The 19,151-nt window shown below is 58.9% G+C and carries 13 protein-coding genes; 5 read left to right on the forward strand and 8 right to left on the reverse strand.

Annotated elements, in window-relative coordinates; genetic code table 11:
- Positions 1 to 58: 58 nt before the first annotated feature.
- Positions 59 to 307 (reverse strand): hypothetical protein, encoded by a 249-nt coding sequence (locus RCH09_RS17965; RefSeq protein ID WP_326942518.1) that lies wholly within the window; start codon positions 305 to 307, stop codon positions 59 to 61.
- A 126-nt stretch (positions 308 to 433) separates the two neighbouring features.
- On the opposite strand from RCH09_RS17965, the gene RCH09_RS17970 reads away from it, so the two are divergent.
- The 4 genes from RCH09_RS17970 (at position 434) to RCH09_RS17985 (ending at position 10,568) form a co-directional block, all read left to right on the forward strand.
- Positions 434 to 601 (forward strand): hypothetical protein, encoded by a 168-nt coding sequence (locus RCH09_RS17970; RefSeq protein ID WP_326942519.1) that lies wholly within the window; start codon positions 434 to 436, stop codon positions 599 to 601.
- 402 nt (positions 602 to 1,003) lie between these two features.
- On the forward strand, positions 1,004 to 7,687 hold the full coding sequence (locus tag RCH09_RS17975) for a two-partner secretion domain-containing protein (protein WP_326942520.1): 6,684 nt from the start codon (positions 1,004 to 1,006) through the stop codon (positions 7,685 to 7,687).
- Positions 7,688 to 7,749: 62 nt separating this feature from the next.
- Positions 7,750 to 9,429 carry a ShlB/FhaC/HecB family hemolysin secretion/activation protein gene (locus RCH09_RS17980; RefSeq protein WP_326942521.1) on the forward strand — a complete coding sequence of 560 codons (1,680 nt, stop codon included), beginning with the start codon at positions 7,750 to 7,752 and terminating at the stop codon, positions 9,427 to 9,429.
- A 674-nt stretch (positions 9,430 to 10,103) separates the two neighbouring features.
- Entirely contained in the window at positions 10,104 to 10,568 is a 465-nt protein-coding gene (locus RCH09_RS17985) for an MOSC domain-containing protein (RefSeq protein ID WP_326942522.1), read from the forward strand.
- A 757-nt stretch (positions 10,569 to 11,325) separates the two neighbouring features.
- Here RCH09_RS17985 and RCH09_RS17990 read toward each other — a convergent pair.
- From RCH09_RS17990 to RCH09_RS18020, 7 genes are all read right to left on the reverse strand, one after another.
- Entirely contained in the window at positions 11,326 to 12,192 is an 867-nt protein-coding gene (locus RCH09_RS17990) for a plasmid-related transcriptional repressor protein (protein WP_326942523.1), read from the reverse strand.
- Between the two features lie 667 nt (positions 12,193 to 12,859).
- Positions 12,860 to 13,558, reverse strand: coding sequence for a nucleotide-binding protein (locus RCH09_RS17995; protein ID WP_442785060.1), 699 nt, complete (start codon positions 13,556 to 13,558; stop codon positions 12,860 to 12,862).
- A 44-nt stretch (positions 13,559 to 13,602) separates the two neighbouring features.
- A complete protein-coding gene (locus RCH09_RS18000) occupies positions 13,603 to 14,163 on the reverse strand; it encodes a recombinase family protein (RefSeq protein ID WP_326942524.1) in 561 nt (186 codons plus the stop codon).
- An 8-nt stretch (positions 14,164 to 14,171) separates the two neighbouring features.
- The gene (locus tag RCH09_RS18005; protein WP_326942525.1) at positions 14,172 to 14,570 is read right to left on the reverse strand and encodes a type II toxin-antitoxin system VapC family toxin; all 399 of its coding nucleotides are present in this window, start codon (positions 14,568 to 14,570) and stop codon (positions 14,172 to 14,174) included.
- On the reverse strand, positions 14,570 to 14,806 hold the full coding sequence (gene vapB, locus RCH09_RS18010; protein WP_326942526.1) for a type II toxin-antitoxin system VapB family antitoxin: 237 nt from the start codon (positions 14,804 to 14,806) through the stop codon (positions 14,570 to 14,572). Before vapB ends, RCH09_RS18005 begins: the two co-directional genes overlap by 1 nt.
- Positions 14,807 to 14,992: 186 nt before the next feature.
- Complete coding sequence (locus RCH09_RS18015) at positions 14,993 to 17,758, reverse strand: LPD7 domain-containing protein (protein WP_326942527.1); 2,766 nt, start codon at positions 17,756 to 17,758, stop codon at positions 14,993 to 14,995.
- A 43-nt stretch (positions 17,759 to 17,801) separates the two neighbouring features.
- Positions 17,802 to 18,218 carry a plasmid mobilization protein gene (locus RCH09_RS18020; RefSeq protein ID WP_326942528.1) on the reverse strand — a complete coding sequence of 139 codons (417 nt, stop codon included), beginning with the start codon at positions 18,216 to 18,218 and terminating at the stop codon, positions 17,802 to 17,804.
- 578 nt (positions 18,219 to 18,796) lie between these two features.
- On the opposite strand from RCH09_RS18020, the gene RCH09_RS18025 reads away from it, so the two are divergent.
- On the forward strand, positions 18,797 to 19,081 hold the full coding sequence (locus RCH09_RS18025) for a hypothetical protein (RefSeq protein WP_326942529.1): 285 nt from the start codon (positions 18,797 to 18,799) through the stop codon (positions 19,079 to 19,081).
- Positions 19,082 to 19,151 lie beyond the last annotated feature (70 nt).

Raw genomic sequence — 19,151 nt, forward strand, 5'->3', positions numbered from 1 at the left:
TATGACCGCTTCGGGTCGAAAGCGGGCGTCGCGCCACTGCGAGTGCTCTCCGAAACCGCTAGCGTACGATTTTTCCCGTTTCGTGAGCGGACCCCTCCTCCATCAACTCAATGGCCCGTCCGGTGGACAGGTGGCGTCCGGCCTTGTTGGTGGTGCGCAGTTTCAGCACCGCGATCAGTTTGCAATAGCGTTCCAACTCCGCTTGCGGCAATATCCGAGGCTTGCCGTGGTCGGAGCGGTGCGCGGCGTGCGGCTTCTGAAACGCTTGCCGCGCCCGATAGACGGTTGTCGCGGAGACGCCGTACAAGCCGGCTACCGCAGCAATCTGGGTGGCACCCTCCGGACTCTTGGGCGGCAAACGGTCCAGCCGCTGCCGCAACTGCAGCAGCGAATCAACAGGTATACTACGGGCCTTAGGCTGAGGCCTTCCGGATTGTCCGCGCTACAGGCGCGCGGCGAGCGTCATCGCGAAATCTCGGCGTGGCCACCGCCCCTGTCGCGCCGCGGTTTTCGCCCATTTTTACGCGGCGCGCACTTTGCCGACACCCCGCTCCTGGCCTACCCGAGTTTCATCGAGGCAGACGGCCCGACCGCCGAGTGAGTCCCGCCGGGCCAAGGGCCAAAAACAAGTCCCCGCTATGGTTCCGACTTCGGCCCGGCATCGAGGCCTGAAAGAAGCTCCACGAAGACCTTCGGATCGGCCGGCTTCACGAAATAATAATTGAAACCCGCCGCGATCGAAGCGTGCTGGTGCAGTCGGCAAATTAATGGGCCCCTCTGATGCCAACTCGATAATTCCCTTCCCTTCAATTATCGATTCGCTTATGTTTTGATAAAAAGCGCTTGCGGCACGGGCCATAGACCGTTGTTTTTCGCTGCAAACCATGAATCGCACTCGCCATTTACCGGCTGGTCACGCACAATTTATTTCTGCCAGGATATTACGCGGTCCGTGACTATTGGACTGCCATTGTCTCCACTTCTCACTTTGACAAGGTCAGCAATGTTCAATCACGCCTCCATGAACCGTTCCTACGCCCTAGTTTGGAACGATAAGCAACAAGCCTATGTACCAGCTCCGGAAACGGCACGCAGCAAAGGCAAGCGTGGCGGTACCGTGCTGGCAGCCGCGCTGGCCGGGCTGCTTGCCTCCTCGGGGGCGTTCGCCATTAACGCCGGGGCCATACCCGATGGCGGCCGCGTTGTCGCGGGCCAAGCCACGATCACTCAGGGCGGCCCGAACATGACCATCAACCAGAGCACGGCGCGCGTCGTGATTGATTGGCAGAATTTCAACATTGGGCGCGACTCCGTCGTCAACTTCGTTCAGCCATCATCGAGCGCCATCGCATTGAACCGCGTGATCGGACAAGACCCGACCCAAATTCTTGGACGCCTCAACGCTAACGGGCAAGTATTCGTTGTCAACCCGAACGGCGTGCTGTTTGGAGCGGGCGCACAGGTTAGCGCCGCAGGCGTGCTCGCCTCCACGCGCGACATCGGTAACGACGACTTTATGGCCGGCCGCCTTGACTTCGCCGGCAACAGCAGAGGCACGGTCTTTAATGCTGGCAGCATCAACGCGGCTTCCAACGGCTATGTCGCGCTGATCGGCGCTCAGGTCATCAACACCGGCACTGTGCGCGCCAACGGCGGCGACGTGCGGCTGGCCGCCGCCGATGCCGTAACGCTGAAAATTGACGGCGCCGGCCTGGCCGCGTTTTCGGTAGATCGCGGTACGCTCGACGCGCTTGCCGCCAACCACGGTTTGATCCAGGCCGACGGCGGCCGGGTCCACCTCACCGCTGCCGCCGCCGATCGCCTAGCGCGCGCTGTCGTCAACAATGAAGGAGTGATCGAGGCGCGCACCGTCGAAAACCGCAATGGCGTGATCTCACTTCAGGGCGACATGCAGGTCGGTACCGTACAGCTGAGCGGCACCCTGGACGCGTCGGCCCCGCAAGGGGGCAACGGTGGCTTCGTCGACACTTCAGCCGCACACGTGCAGCTACGCTCGAGCGCGCGCGTGACCACTGCAGCGCGCGCCGGCAAGGCCGGGAACTGGCTGATTGACCCGGTCGACTTCACGGTTGCTGCCAGCGGCGGCGATATGACTGGCGCCCAGCTCGGTAGCGCGCTGGCTAGCGGCAACGTGACCATCCAGAGCACCAGCGGCGTGACCAGCGGCAATGGCGATATTCATATCAACGATCCCGTCACGTGGAATGCCAATACGCTGACACTGGAAGCCCAGCGCGACATCAACATCAATGCCAACCTTGGCGGCAGCGGCAGTGCTGTCCTCTCCCTGCACTTCGGCCTCGGCGACGTAGCCGCTGGCAACATGGCGGCATACCGCCTCGGCTCCGGCGTCACCGTCGACCTGCCAACCGGTACCAACTTCAGTACCCTGCTCGGTTCGAACGGCGTTGCCAAGACCTACTATGTGATCAATTCGCTCGGCGCGGTCAACAGCACGTCTGCCACCGACCTGCAGGGCATGAACGGCGACCTGACGCAGAACTACGCGGTCGGCTCAAACATTGACGCTAGCGCCTCGATCAACTGGAACGGCGGTAACGCTTTTGTTCCGGTAGGCAATGGCAGCGGCGCCTACAGCGGCCACTTCGAAGGTCTGGGTCACTCCATTTCTCAACTGCGCGTGAACCGCCAGGCAGACCTGCTCGGCCTATTCGGCGAGATTTCTGCCACAGGTCGTGTGTCGAACATTATCATGACGGCGCCAGCCTTCACCAACAACGATACCGGCACGACCGAGCACTTTGGCGCCATTGCCGGACGTAACTATGGCGTCATTGAACACGTGCGCGTGCTGGGCGGCAGCGTTGTCGGCAATATCTCGGTCGGCGGCGTGGTGGGTACCAACGCCGGCACCGTGCGCGACGCGCGCGCCACCGCTGACGTCGGCGGCAAGTCCACCGGCGGCCTGATCGGTACCAACCTTGTGAACGGCATCGTCGAAGACAGCAGCGCCGCTGCGAGCGTCAACGGCGTGGCTAACGTGGGCGGTCTGATCGGCGCAAATTACGCGGCGCTTAGCGGCCTGCATGCCAGCGGGAGCGTGGTCAACAGCGAAGGCGCCTATACCGGCGGCCTGATCGGCTATAACGAAGGGGCAATCAGCAACTCCTATGCGCTTGGCGCCATCAATGGCACGCTTGACACAGGTGGCCTGATCGGCAAATCGACCGGTACGATCACGGGTTCCTACGCGACCGGCGCCGTTATTGGCAGCGGTCGCGTGGGTGGGTTGGTGGGCACTTCAATGGCCACGCTGGGCGCGTCTTACGCCAGCGGCAATGTGACCAGCGGCAGTGGCACCGGCATGGTTGGCGGCCTGGTTGGCCTGAATTCCGGCACGATCAACAACAACGCCTATTCCACCAGCCTGGTGTCTGGCGTGAGCCAGGTCGGAGGCCTGGTCGGCAGCAACACCGGCACCATCACCAATGCGCACACTGGCAACGGCGGCACGGCGGGCCCGGTCGTCACCGGCACCGGCGACATGACCGGCGGCCTGGTCGGCAACAATGCCGGCACCATCAGCAACGTCCAGGCCACCGGCGCGGTCATGGGCGCGGGCTTTACCGGCGGCCTGGCCGGCCGCAACGACTCCGTCGTCACCAATGCGACGGCCAGCGGCGCGGTCAACGGTACCCATAACACCGGCGGCCTGGTCGGCATTCAAGGTCCCTTAGCCAGTATCGCGTCGAGCATCGCCAGCGGCAACGTGGTGGCGACGATGGAGTACATCGGCGGGCTGGTTGGCTGGAACGACGGCACCATCGGCAACTCCAGCGCGACCGGCAACGTCCAGGGCCGCGACTATGTCGGCGGCATGGTCGGTCGCGGCGCCGGCAACATCACCGACGCCTTTGCCACCGGCAACGTCAACGGGCGCAACCGCATCGGCGGCCTGGTCGGCAATCAGCGCAACGGCAACTTCACGCGTGTGTCCGCCAGCGGCAACGTGGCCGGCACGGCCGACCTGGTCGGCGGCCTGGCCGGCATCGTCACCAACGTCAACATGATCGACGGCTCGGTCGGTACCGGAACGGTCAGCGGCTACGTCCAGACAGGCGGCCTTTATGGCCGCATGGAAGTCGGTTCAGTTTCCGGCACCACCGTCGTCAACCGTACCGTCAATGGAACTAACTCCGTCGGCGGCCTGGTCGGCTTCAAGGACCAGGGCACGATCACCGGCGTGGCCGTCGGCGGCAGTGTCACCGGCAGCGGCAACTACGTCGGCGGCTTCGCGGGCCAGCAGATCGGCGGCAGCATCGCCAGCTCCAGCAGCAACGCACCGGTCAGCGGCATGATCTACACGGGCGGCCTGATCGGCTACAACACCGGCACCGTCACCCTGGCAAGCGCGTCCGGCAACGTCACCGGCACGACCAACGTGGGCGGCCTGATCGGCGAAAACCTCGCAGCCGTCAGCGGCCTGTCGGCTACCGGCAACGTGGTCGGGGTCTACCGCGTCGGCGGCTTGATCGGCAACAGCTTCGCCAACGTCACCGCGTCGAACGCATCCGGCACCGTGTCGAGCTCGGCCACCAACTCAGGCGTCGGCGGCCTGGTGGGCGACAGCTGGGAAAACATCATCGATTCGCACGCCACCGGCGCCGTCACTGGGTTTGACTACACGGGTGGCCTGGTCGGCTTCCTGGAGGCAGGCAAGTCGATCAGCGGCTCCGGCGCCACCGGCGCCGTGCAAGGTCGCCATTATGTCGGCGGCCTGCTCGGCTGGTCGCAGAACGGCAGCGTTACCACCTCCACAGCCGGTGGCAATGTCACGGGCAGCACCAATATCGGCGGCCTGATCGGCCTGACCAGCAGCCTGTACGGCCACGCTATCGTCAGCGCCTCGTCGGCCAGCGGAAACGTGACCGGCGTCGACGCTGTCGGCGGCCTGATCGGCACGGCGGGCGGCGGCAGCGCCACGCCAACCACCAGCCAGAATGTGTCCGCCACCGGCAACGTGCTTGCTAGCGGCGTCAATTCCGGCGGCCTGATCGGTGTCAACTCAGGGGAGATTCTCAGCGCCACAGCCAGCGGCGCCGTCACTACCACCGGTTCGGTGGCCGGAGGCATGGTCGGCTCGAACGCGGGCGCCGTCAATAACGCCCAGGCCAGCGGCAGCGTGGCAGGTGTGAGCAGCGTCGGGGGCTTCGTCGGCGCGGCCGATGCCGGCCTGATCGGCTTAAGCAGCGCCACGGGCGCTGTCAGCGGCAGCGGCAGCGATATCGGCGGCTTTGCTGGCCTGAATGCAATCGCCCTCTATGGTTCCGGCGGCACCGCAGTGAGTGCCAGCGGCGCGGTAAGTGCGACGGGCGCGAGCAACGTCGGCGGCTTCGTCGGCCGCAATGCCGGCTCGGTGAACCGCGTCACCAGCAGCAATCCGGTCACAGTGACAGGCAACGGCAGCAACATCGGCGGCGTGGTCGGCTCGCTTACTTCGACCGGCGGCATCACGCTTACCCGCGCCCTCGGTACCGTCAATGCACCAGGCAGCGACAACGTCGGTGGCCTGGTCGGCCTGGCCGCAGCCAACGGCGGCATTGGCTATTCGTATGCTGCCAACAGCGTCACCGGACGCGACTCGGTCGGTGGCCTGGCTGGCCGCAGCGCCGCTAACATCTCGGTGGCGTATGCCAGCGGCGCCGTGGGCGGGCGCGACCGCGTCGGCGGCTTCGCCGGCGAACTGGTGACCGGCACCGACGTAAGCCACGCCTATGCCACCGGCGCCGTTACCGGCAACGACCTGGTCGGCGGCTTCGCGGGCGCGGCAACAGCCGGCACGGTGCAGTACACCTACGCCAACGGTGCGGTCGGCGGCGCTGCGCGCAGCGGCGGCTACGCCGGCGCGGGCGGTGCCACCGTCAGCGACAGCTACTTCGACCTGAACCGTAGCGGCCAGCCCTTCGCCAACAACGACCAAGCGGCAATCGGCGCACTGGCCGCTGGCAAGACCACGGCGCAAATGAACAGTGCCGCTACTTTCACCAGCTGGGACCTGACCGACACTGGCGCGCACAACACTACATGGCGCAGCTACGATAGCCTGGCCGCTCCCCTGCTGAGCTACTGGCTGACTGCGCTGACCGTCACCGGCGCCGGCGGCTCCGAGAGCCACGTCTACGACGGCACGGTGCATGCCAGCGCCGTCACGCCGCTGCTTTACACGGATACGCTGGCTCCAGGCCACGTGCTTGGCGCCGCGTCTTACACCACCGGCCGCAACGTCGGCACCTACACGGCGCTGGGCGGGCTGTACTCGGACCAGCAGGGCTACGACATGACGCTGCTGAACAACGGCTCGCTGACCATCACGCCGAAGGCGCTGAGCGTCGGCCTCACCGGCGTGGGCAAGGTCTACGACGGCAGCGCAGCCGCGGCCCTGGGCGCGGGCAACTTCGTGATCGGCGGCTTCATCGCAGGCGAAGGTGCCACGATCGGCAACACGGCCGGCCAGTACAACAGTCGCAATGTGCAGGACGCCTCCAGCGTCAGCACTGCACTAAGCGCTGGCGACTATTTGGCCGCCAGCGGCACACTGCTGTCCAACTACACGCTGCCCACGGTCGCCAGCGGCAGCGCGGCCATCACAGCCAAGCTGCTGAACATTGCTGCCAGCGCTGCTGGCAAGGTGTACGACGGCGGCACCGCTGCGCAGACCACGGTCACGGCCAGCGGGGTGATCGGTGACGACGACGTCGCCGTCAGCGGCAGCGGTGCCTTCGCCGACAAGAATGCCGGTGCGGACAAGCAGGTCAACATCGCCCTGTCCAAGCGCGGCGCCGATGTCAGTAACTATGCGTTTGGCGTATCAGAGGTGACGGCCGCCGCGACGATCACCCGGCGCGCCATCGAAGGCAGCGCCAGCGCTGCCGACAAAGTCTACGATGGCAACATCTCCGCCCAGGTGACGCTGGCCTCGAGCGGCATCGTCAGCGGCGACAATATCACGCTGGGCGCCACCGGTGCATTCGCCGACAAGAACGCCGGCACCGGCAAGACGATCACAGTCACCGTGTCGGCTAGCGGCACCGATGCGGCCAACTACAGCATGCCGACGGCCGTGCAGACGGCCGCCACGATTTCGCCACGCAAGTTGACGGTGGCGCTCGGCGGCAGCGTCGTCAAGATTGCCGACGGCAAGACCGACGCCACGCTGGCCGGTCCGAACTACGTGATCGGTAACGTGGTCGCCGGCGAAGCGGTACAGGTCAATACCGTGGCCGGAATTTACGACACGGCGTTTGCCGGCGCCGCCAAACTGGTCATCGTGCAACTCGGCGCCGATTCCTACAGCGCCGGTGCCAATACCCTGCTGTCGAACTACGTGCTGCCAGCTGGCGACGTCAGCGGCAAGATCGGCCTGATCGCCAGCCCTGCATCGCTGGAGGGCGTCTATGCCAGCATGCCGGTCAACACGGTTGCCGACCATCCGATAACGCTGGCCGCGGTGCAGGTGCAGGAAGGCCTGGCGCGCGTTAGCGCAAGCGACGAAACGGTATCCGATCCGCTGGCGCCGGCCGCGCCATCGGCATTGAGCGCCATCACGCGCGAAAACCTGTCCATGCGCCGCGCCTTTAGTATCGGCGACGGCGGCATGCGCCTGCCACGCGGTGTGCAAGGGTCGGACAAGGATGACGCACTATGAGGTATCCTCAAACGCAGGGACATCGCGCCAGCGACGCAGTTAATAATGCTAGGAAAATTAAGATGATGCCAACCTACCGTCTGACCCACTTGCAGCGCGCCGTACTGGCCGGTCTGACCGCCCTGGCCGCCAGCGGCGCACTCGCACAAACTGTCCAGCCGGACGCCGGCCAGACGCTCCGCCAGCTCCAGCAGCTGACGCCACCGGCCCGCCTGCCGGCCGCACCGACGCTGAGCGTACCGCCGGAAACCGATACCCAGGCCGACGCCACCGTGCGCTTTGCCATTACGGCCGTCAACGTCGAGGGCAACACGCTTCTGCCTTCGAGCGCTATCCAGCCGCTGGTGGCCGGCCTGGCTGGACGGGAGGCAACACTGGGCGAACTGCGCGAGGCAGCGTCGCACATTACCCAGCTGTACCGGACGCGCGGCTTTGTTGTGGCGCGCGCCTTCGTGCCGGCCCAGGAAATCCGCGCCGGCGCGGTGCGCATCGTGGTACTCGAAGGCAGCCTGAGTTCGACCTCGATCCAGAATGGCTCGATCGTCCACACTCCAGTACTCCAAAACGTGGTGGCTGCCCAAGCCCTGCAGGGCAAATCGATCCGCACGCCGGAACTGGACCGCGAGCTGCTGCTGATCGCCGACCTGCCCGCCATGGGCGCCGTCAACGGCATCCTTAAGCCAGGCAAGAGCGTTGGCGCCTCCGACCTGGCGATTTCGGCAGCGGCTGGCAAATCACGCGAAGGCGACATTTCGCTGGACAACTATGGCAACCGCTACACTGGCCAGACGCGTCTGAACGGCCACGTCGACATCAACAGCCCGGCCCGCATCGGTGACCGCCTTAGTCTGCGCGCAACCTATACGAACGAAAAGCTCCTGTACGGTCGCGCCGTGTACGACCTGCCGGTAAACGGCGACGGCTGGCGCGTGGGCGCCAACCTGTCGTCCAGCCATTACGAACTGGGACGCGAATTCACCAACCTGGACGCCGATGGCACAGCCAATACGATCGGCCTGCAGACCAGCTATCCAGTATTACGCGGCCTGAATGCCAACGTCTGGGTGCGCGGCGCGCTCGAGCAGCGCAAGCTGAAGGACCGCATCCGCTCCACCGGCACTGACACCCACAAATCGATCCGGGCCGGCACCGTGGAAGCCTATGGGGACGTGACCGACGCCTTTGGCGGAGGTGCCTACAGCACTTGGCGCGCCAGTGCAGTAATGGGGCAGCTCGACATCGATACTCCGGCCGCCTATCTGGCCGATCAAGCCGGCCCGCATGCCGACGGCAGTTACCGCAAGTTCGAGTTCGGTGCCAACCGCCAGCAGGCATTGTCGTCGCGCACTTCGGCCGTGGCAGCGCTGTCGGGCCAATGGGCACCGCACAACCTCGATTCGTCGGAGAAATTCGTCCTCGGCGGCATCCAAGGCGTGCGCGCCTATCCGCAAGGCGAAGGCGTAGGCGACGATGCGTGGTTAGTCAATCTGGAACTGCGTCAGGGCGTGGCAGCGGGCGTGCAGGCCGGCGTGTTCTACGACCACGGCCACGTACGTTTCAATCATGACGCTTATGCTCAAGGCGCCAACGGCCTCACGCTCAAGGGTGCGGGTCTTAGCTTGGCAGTCAAGTACCGCACTATAGATCTAACGGCAGCGTTGGCATGGCGCCGCGGTCAGGCAGCCACGAGCGCACCGGATCGCAATCCACGCTTGTGGATAATGGCCAGCAACAGCTTCTGACGCAACAGCACATGCGCGCACCGGCGCAGGCCGCCTGTTAATCGACGAAGCCGTCGAATACGACGCGGCATTTCATACATTACTGCGGAAGCGCGGCTTAAAAAACAGTGTAGCGTCGAATATTTTTGACAACTTGGGGTTCTACGCCGGAACCCCCGAAAATTTTGTCACCCGAAATCGGCCAGATGTCGTCAAATGGCAGCTTCGCCCCCACTGGGCCAATAGCATATGCACGTGCCAACGCTCTTCAATGACAATGAAACGACATCGTGATTTCTATCCGGACTCGAAACGTTACGCGGTTCACCGGATGATTGTCGCCATCGATCGCATGATTATTGCCGACTCTCCAGTAAGTAAACGAATTGCCGCCCGCTGGGCCGTAGTATGGGGTGTCGCTGGTGGAAGCCCCGTGCCACTTGCGATGAAGCTACACCGACGATATTGGGGTCAGCTCACGAAAGGGAATAAAACGTACGATAAGCGCCCAAATGTCAGGTTAGGGCCACAGAGGTCACGTGGCGAGTGTCAAAAAAACCTAACATCGACCCTACTCTGACGCGATTTGATGGCGACGCCTGACGTCAGGTTGAGGCATACCCATGCGGTACACTTCGGGTCTGAGCCAAGGCCCGCTATCGGCCAATACCGGCCTTTATTCTTAGGAAAGTAAGATGATTGTTGAACGCATTTTCGTCAGTCCAGAACGCGGTGCACCGCAATCAGAACGCGAGCATATAACGGTCGAAGCTGGATCAGGCGTTTTAGGCGATCGCAATTTTAAGAAGGATTTCTACCCAGGGCAAAACATCACACTCGTTGAAGCTGAGGAGATTGAGCGTTTTTGCGCTGAGCACTCCCGATCTCCAGACTTGTCACTGATGCGCCGAAATCTGGTTACCAGAGGCGTCCGCCTGAACAACCTTGTGAACGCCGAGTTCACAATAGGCAATGTAAGGTTGCGGGGGATCGAGCTGTGCGAGCCCTGTACGATAGTTGGAGACATCCTAAGTGATGCGTCCCTTGGTCAAAAGGACGTTATCAAATATTGGGTCCGGCGTGGCGGGCTTCGTGCGGATGTACTTAGTTCTGGGGAGATTATTCAGGGTGTCCGTATCGAACTTGCCGACTCTCCTTGAGTTGGCAAGTTTGATACGTATGACCGCTTCGGGTCGAAAGCGGGCGTCGCGCCACTGCGAGTGCTCTCCGAAACCGCTAGCGTACGATTTTTCCCGTTTCGTGAGCGGACCCCGTTTTGGCTACGCTGCTATATCCGGGCGCTCCAGAGCGCCCCTGGTGTGGATTCAAAGCGCTGGCCCCACATCCCCATCGGGCTGCAAGCTAATTCGCTGAGATCGATCTATCGGAAGACAGGCGATTTGAGTCTCATCCGGTGCGCAGCGCCGGATTGTCCGAGGGCGTAGCCCGTAGAGACAACCGCATGGTGAGATGCCGAAGGCACCTGTCACGTACAGAGGCGACCCCCAAGGGTGCCACGCACTTGCCGTCGATCATCGCCGTTAAGTCTTTCCTTGCGCGCGTAGCGCGGTCCGTTTTTGCTGTTGCTGCTTGGGCCAAGATAGCAACTTATCCACAGCCATTTTTCTAATAGATATAAGTAAAAAGAAGTAGAAGGCGGTCCATCGCCTCGCAGCCCTATGCTGGCGCGGCTTCCCAGAGGGGTGGGGCGACGCTACTACGTAAAAGAGCGATGCTACTACGCAAAAGCGCGACGCTACTACGATCCAGGCGCGACGCTACTACGATGCATGAGCGGGCAACCTCGACAGAAATCGGGACGCTACCACGATGCAGGCGCGACGCTACTACGATGCAGGCACATAAAAAAAGCCCGCCAATGCGAGCCTATTCTTGACTAAAAACCAACAATAAATGTCAGGGTTCAGCAATGACCGGTTTCGTCCAGACCGCCTGATCTTTCCCTTTTGTACTTTTTCCAATCCGACCACCGGCAATGATTTCCAGCCGCTCGAGCTCGCGCATGGCCTTTTCGAGCGAATCCCTAAAGTCCCGCATTCGACCCGTGTACTCCAATTTCGTCTTCAACCAGTCCAGCGCATAGCGTTGCACTTGGTCCGTTGATGTCGCCACCAGGCGTTGCAAAGCCTTGGCCATGTCCTGGCCCTGACCAAACTTGAGCCGCTTCTCCCAATCGATTAGGGCAAATTCTTTGTTGCCATACATTTCACGCCACCGCGGATCGACCAGTAATATGTAAGTCTCGGTTTCAGGATCGTAATCAAAGCCGTCGAACATGTGAATTGCACGATTTTTCCCGATTGACAATTTCGGCTTGCCATCCTTGTTCTTGACTTCGATCACAAGCATTGCGAACGCCAGTGCCTCCATCGTGCGCTGCAGCCATTCGTAATTCGTTCCACCTGGCGACCGACCTATTGACCGAAGGAATTCGGCGCGATGAATGACGACAGGCTGGCCAAGCGGCACTTGGATCGCCTGATACATGCCCTGCATCCAAACGTCGGCCTGAGCCTCGTCCAGTTGCTCTCCCTTGAAACGGATCAGGGCATCGCCGCGACTGACAAGAACAGAATCGGCGTGGACTTTTTTCCGGCCCCGCGCGACCGGGGCGAATAAACTGGATCGGGCAAGGTGATTCGGCATCGCCCGCATAAATTCGTACATACCGGGAAGAAACATCTGCCGCGGCTTTTCCTTAACTTCATCATTGACCGCGAGGCGTTTTTCTATTTCAGCCGATCTGGATTCGATGCGCAGCATCGCAGCAGACTTTGGTCGCCGACCAATATCAGAGACAGTTGGACCGAATTGCGGGTTTGCAACAATGGAGGGTTTTGATTGGACAGCTATTGCTACGTCCGAGGTTTGCTCTATAATATTCTTCATGCACAGGCCTGTTAACGAGGTTTCGTGTAGCTCGCAGGACTATTTGCGTAGTCACTGCGGCACTTATTAGATGTAAAGTCTTGCGGAAGAGCCAGGGTTGGTCCCCTGGCTCTTTTTGCATCTAATGCGGGAAATCGTGCGATCAAATTGCTTTAAAAAAACAAATCAGAGCGCCTAAAAAGCTTATCCAGATGCTCTGCAAGATGCAAGCGATGATTGCAACCACGCCTGTTTTCCGCGAAATAACTGCAGAATTATCACAAACATACAAATATACATTTCTACATATATAGATATCTAGTTAGTGCTTCTACAATGATTTCCGTTTCCGTAACGCGCCTCGCGTTCTTTTTGGAATCGTTATAAGCGCGGTCCCTTAGCGCCTGGCTCACATGCTCAGGTAGCTCAACAAGCTTTCTAGTTTTCGCCTTCGGCTCTGAATCTAACGTGGTTTTCGCGCCTTTCGTTACCTTCGTGTTCTTAGCACCTGGCAAGTCACCTCCGTCGATAAACGATGCAATGTCTGGCTTTCCTTTGATGCTCATTTTGACACCTCGGCTAAAAATGCTTCCATTTCGGCAATCGCAGCTGCATCTTTACTCTTCCCAACTTCCTGCACTACAGCCCCTTCACCGATAGCACGACGATAGGCCACCCGCTCGCAAACTCGCGTTGCCAAAACATTCAAATTTTGCTCTCGCAGAAAGTCCAGCATTTCGGCCGCATCCTTGGTTCGAGGATCCACTCGCGTTAGCAGTACTCGGACATCGAGGCTGGGGTTGTACTCCCTAGCCAACTCCACAATCTCCAGCAAGTCAGTCATAGCAGCAGCGTCCAGGTTGGAGGCACCGACAGGAATAATGGCAACGTTGGCCAAGAGCAAAGCAGAACGCAGTCCCGCTGAATCCCGGCCGCCCGCGTCGACTACTGTGTGTGCAAATCCAGCCAGCAGGCCCCTACCCTCGGAGAGAATCGCCTTGCCCGTAAGGCAAGTCGTCGTAGGGCTGGTAGCGTGTTCGCTATCGCGACGCCACGCCGCCCAGCTCGCAGCACTCGCTTGCGGGTCTCCATCAATGAGTAGAGTTTTTTCGGTACGCGACAGCATCGTAGCGAGGTGCACGGCGGTGGTCGTTTTTCCAACCCCGCCCTTGGTATTAACGACAGCGTAAACAGTCATGTAGTAACCTATAAATATATATTTGAACATTAAGTATAAATATATATTTGTATAAGTCAACATTTATACACGCAGCCATCAAGCACCGTGAGGTTCAAACCACAGGACTAGCGCACCACACTGAGCACGCTCGCCCGCGACACGCTGTAGGCCCGCGCCAGTGCGCTGACGCTCTCGCCCGAGCCATATTTTTCCACCATCTCGATGCGCTGCGCCGGCGTCGTCTTCGTCGGTCGGCCGAGGATCTTGCCCTCCGACTTTGCCCGAGCCAGGCCGGATTGCGTGCGCTCCACCAGCAGGTCCCGCTCCATTTCCGCTACCGCTGCCAACATCGTCAACATCAACTTGCCCGCGGCCGATGCCAGGTCGAGCTTTCCGAGCTGGAGGACGATGACCGAGATTTTGCGGCTGGCCAGCAGCTTGACCGTGGCACCGACGTCCTGCGCGTCCCGTCCCAGGCGATCGAGCTTCGAGACGATCAGCGTCTCGCCGTTGCGGATCTGACCGAGGAGCGCTGCAAACTGGGGACGCTGGCTGGCGCAGGTTTTGCCGGAGACCGTATCGGCGAACCAGTAATCGATGGCGTGGCCAGCGGCCTCGATCTCGATACGCTGATTGTCTGCCGTCTGTTCTTTGGTGCTCACGCGGCCGTAGGCGAAGGTTGCCATTTGAACTCCTATTTAATCCAGTTTTCGATACGCAAGCCGGGGTAGGCTGCAAAGTCACGCTCGTTGTTTGTCACTAGGGTGACATCGAGCGCGACGGCGTGCGCTGCAATCAGCTTGTCGAGATGGTCTTTTTTCCGGTCGCGAGTCGCCTCCCGGATGGGGCCGTAGGCGGTTCCGGCCGCGGCATCAAACGGGACGACATGAATGTCCTCGATGAGATCGTCAAGGTTCTGCCGTTCTCGCTCGCTATCGCGGGAAGCAGCAACGCCGAAGACCAGCTCGGCAAATGTGATGGCTGACATCACCACGTCACCGGCATAGCACTGGGCAAAGCGCTGGGCGACTTCCTCCGGCTGGTTCTTCATCAAATAAATGCACATGTTGGTGTCGAACATGAACAACGGCATTACAACTCCTGCCGTTCACTCTGTTCCTGGTCACCGCGTCCCTCGGCCATGAAGTCCGGCCCAAACCGGGCAAACTTGGCGAGAGCGCCGGTGAGCAACCGGCGAGCCGGACGAATGCGAATCTCGTCACCAACACGCATGATCTCGAAATCGATATCAGTGCGATCGTAGGCGAGTTCGGAAGGAATCCGAATCGCCTGAGAGTTGCCGTTTTTGAAAGCTTTGGTCATTTGCATAGGTTACTCACTTGGTGTGTGTATGTACGTGTGTACTCTATACCAAAATCTTACGGGAATCAACGCTTTGTTGTTGGAAAACAGTGTTGGAAAAGACGAGACTGTTAGAAACAGATATGGCTACCTTTTCAACAGATTGAATGATATCGAGCGCAGGGTGGTAGAAACCGGTCGTTTCCTAACAGGTCACATCCTCGGCGCGTATTCGTCTTCGTCCGGATCATGCTCGGGTTCCTGCTCCTGCACTGGCTGCTGAACCGCGGGTACAGCGGGCGCCGGCGCCGGCACCGGTTTTACGATCTCAGCTTCCGCAGGCGTAGGGACACCGGCAGTTTTAGCAAGCATCGCTTGAAGTGCAGCCGAGCGGTTGCCAACGCCTGGAAACTGACGCAAAGGATTGGCTTTGTCAGCCGCTGTCATTGCCGCCTTGGCCCGTTCGACGCCCGCAATTTCGTCGAGTCGAGCTTGCATCAGCTTATTCAATGCCTCGTTTTTGAATTGCACTTTGATGCCGGCGTCAGCAGCGACACGGGCCAAACTTTCTTGAAACGCTTGTGGCCCGCTGACAGAAAATGAGGGTCCGAATTTCTGCAGCGCCAGGCGCAGCCCGAGCTCGATCGACTTGTCGTCGGACTGCATCATCCGGACCGATCGCCCTGTATCGCGCAACACTTCGCGGCCTTCGCGTGAGTACGTCACGTCCCCGTTCCTGTGAACCACGTGCGTCATATCTTCCGCCTTCGCCAGCGGCTCACGATCCTCGTCTACCTGGACACTGCCAACGCCAATACGCGCTTCGTGGGGCTTGGCTTCCTCCGGGAGTTCCAGGCGCATGCGCCGCAGCTCTGCCAGGGCGCGCTCGTCGCCGTCCTGCGCCTTGTCGCGTAAATAGTCTTTGTACTGGTCGTCGGACGATCGCCGCTTGTCAGCCATCACCTGGGCGCGCTGTGACTTGATGTCTGCAACCTCGTCCCGCAAAGTTTTTTCCATTTCCACTTTTCCCATCCTTAACAGTGAGAGCGCTGCCTTGCGATCAGCCGGCCGGACCTGCGCATCATTATTTAACCGCGACCGATCGGCCCGGAATTGTTCTTTGACTGCCTGCTGTTTTGCCGCGACCAGCCTGTATCTATCATTGAGATCTGCGAGCTGCGTTTTGTGACCAATCGCCGTGGCCGCGCGCACGACCCTGAATTCCGCGAACAGCGTTTTGCCTGGCGCCGGCCGCACGGCAACCGGTGCCTCGCGAGCCATCTGGCGCGCATACGACTCGACCAGATGTCGCCTGGCCTCCGGCCAAGACATACGCATTTCCTGGGTCAAAAAATCGGACACGCCCAAATTTTTAGTGCCGACTTTGATCCGGTCGCCGCCGTCTTTGCCCTTCGTGATTTGGTACAGCGCAGGCGCTACCGCATGAGAAACTGACAGCTCCGCGAGCAGACGCGAGGCGTCGAGGTTCAACTTGATGTCGATCATCTCGGCCTTTTCAGCGTCTTGGCGCGACGCTTGGTCATTCCGCAAATCCCGCGCGAGCTGGCCGACCAGCGTGTCGGCACCGCGTGCTACTTCTCCTTCGACTGCGCTGCGATCGACCTGAGATACCCGTCGCACTGCGTGACCGGATATTGGGATTCGTTCGTCCAGATCATCGCGTAGATCTCGCCGCAGTAACACTTCAGCATTGTTGCCGTTGAAAACCACGTCGATTGAGGACATAGTTCGCACAGCGTCGATGGACTGGGCCGGCGCGCTGGAGAAAGGCGGGCCAGGGCGGCGCTGCCAACCGTCGGCATCTCGACTACCGTCTCGACCTCGACCGGCTCTGACGACAACGCCTCGGCTTCGAGCATCATCTCGTCCATCATTTGATTCATTGATTCTGTTGTCATCCAAATTCCCCTGGTTAATCTTTTCGTAGAACTTTTTTTCAAGCGCATCCAGCATCCCAATTTTGTCTGCCGGTGCGGCTTCCATGTACGCAGAATATGTTTTTTTACTACCTGAATTCAGGTACTTGATTTCCCGCGATCTGACGCTGTACCACTCCGCGAGCTTCGCATCGATGTAAGCCGGATCCTTTTTTGCCAGCCGCTCCGCGGTCGCCCTGGCCTCGAATTCGCCAGACAAAATGCGCTGCTTTTCAGCCGTCGGCAATTCGATAAATTCGCGGCTGAATACATGTCCGCCATCAACCTTGCCGCTCAAATTAATACCTTTAACTGCGCCTGGCGCAGTGACATTCAGGTACTCGCCAGCGGTGCCTGCATTGCGCACTTTGACCGCGCCGAACGCAGCAAGCATCAGCTTGTAATCGGCGTAACTCTCAATTTTCTGATCGAGCATTGCCGCAAGAATTTCCGACTTGAACTCCTTTGACGCACCGCTAAAATAATCGCCGTTGATGCGGCTCAGGATGTCACCAGTATTTTCAAAATTTCGCGGGTTATCCTTCGGACTAGCGAGACCGAATTTATTATTCAAATACTCTTGAAAAGCATCAATGCAATCGATTGTGCGTCGTCCCGTCGCGGTGTTCGGGTCAATCAATCCAAAGGGATTTAAGTCTTTTCCCGTCAGTAAATTGAGCCGCGCATTAATCCCATGCAGGTGCGTGTAACGCAACTTCGCCTCGCCAGTGCTCTGATCGATGAAAGTTTTTTTCTTCGGCAAATGCGCTTCACAATAAAATGAATACTCATCTTTTGTGTAAGCTGCGTACTGAAATTTCTCGATTTCTTGTGTGATTTCAAGCAGCGTTTCTAAACTGAATGCAGATGCTGGCTCTTTAAAACTCGTAACCATCGTCGAGTATTTTTCACGCCGCGCAGCAATCGAATCAATCAACTTTGCAGTTGCCTGCAAATTGCCGGCCAAAACAATTCGCTCATCGATAACGTCTCGATGAGAATTTTGGCCGCGCTTCTTCCCATCCATAAGATATTGCTCCATCTGAGCGCCATCACTTCCGCCAGATAAACCAATATGTGCCATGCTATTTATTTACCGACAAAAGCTGATTCAGCAAATCCAGACTTTCAAGAATTTGCTGATAAGTCGATTCCGTCAATTTCCCCGCGCGGTGATCAGAATTAGCGCGCAGGGCTAACTGGTTGATATTATTGCTGGCTTTCTGATGCAGAAAAAGCAGCTTGCGATAATCGGGGTGAATGACTTCTTTGGCGATGACTTTGGTCTTATCGTTCAAAATGAAGTCACGAAATAATTCAGAAGGAGTTATACCAGCCGACTTTGCTTTAACATCAAATGCAGCGCGGACTGATTCAGCGACGCGAAAAGAAATTACCCGCGATGATTCTTTAGACGAAACGCGTTTGTTCGTCGCATTTTTATTCACGCGGTCTGCCCCAGCAGGGACGGTCACTCTCAAATTATCGTCAGCATCAACCATCGAAATCCTCTGCTGCGACGCAGCTTGTGTTTTTAGCAATCCCTTGGGATTGCTTGAGTCGGCGAAGCCGGCGACAGTTTAAAAGGGGAACCCTTTTGCACACTGATGGGGAAACGAGGCGAAGCCGCTGTTTACACATATGTCGTGCCCATGTATTTTCTGCAATCTAACATTTTCAGTATATCCCACTTTTGCAGCTAAAAATTGCTTCTCGGAACCGAAAAAGCAACGAAAAAAGATCTAAAAGACAATGAATTGCGAGAAATGCTCAAAAAATCCTGGCGCTGCGATCGAGTCGTTTTGCGCGGATTTCCCCGGTCGACCAAGACAAAATCCGGAAAATTGAATGCTAAACATGCAATTTCAGACGCTCAAAATGTCGACCTCAAAATTTTTCGACGAATAAAAAGTCAACCCCGCGCCTGAATGGCAAGGGCAAAAACAACACCGAAGTATTTTATAAAAAACATGAAAATCGACACTCGGTTTTCGATACAAAAAGATGATTCTGTGTCACTATTATTTCTGCTGGGAAATTCTTTTCAATGAATAATTTGGTTAATAAAAGAGGCTGAAAGATGAAAATTTTCAATCGATCACAATTAACAATCGCCGCGGCACTCTTCTGTGGCGCGCAGTTTTCAATCGCACAGGATAAAGTTAATACGCGAGCGCAATTAAGCCCGCAGGTGCTTGCAAATTGCGCCGCGGGCATCGACATCGAAAAGTGCATATCAATTCCAGTGCCCTCAGATTGTCCATCGGGTAAAAAATGGTCGCTCGCCGGAACCGGCATTGCGCATTGTGTGGGAGTAGATACGAGCTGCCCGGCCAATAAGGGGTCAGCTCACGAAAGGGAATAAAACGTACGATAAGCGCCCAAATGTCAGGTTAGGGCCACAGAGGTCACGTGGCGAGTGTCAAAAAAACCTA

It is taken from the genome of Actimicrobium sp. GrIS 1.19 (assembly GCF_035984655.1).
In the GTDB taxonomy this organism is placed as follows: domain Bacteria; phylum Pseudomonadota; class Gammaproteobacteria; order Burkholderiales; family Burkholderiaceae_D; genus Actimicrobium.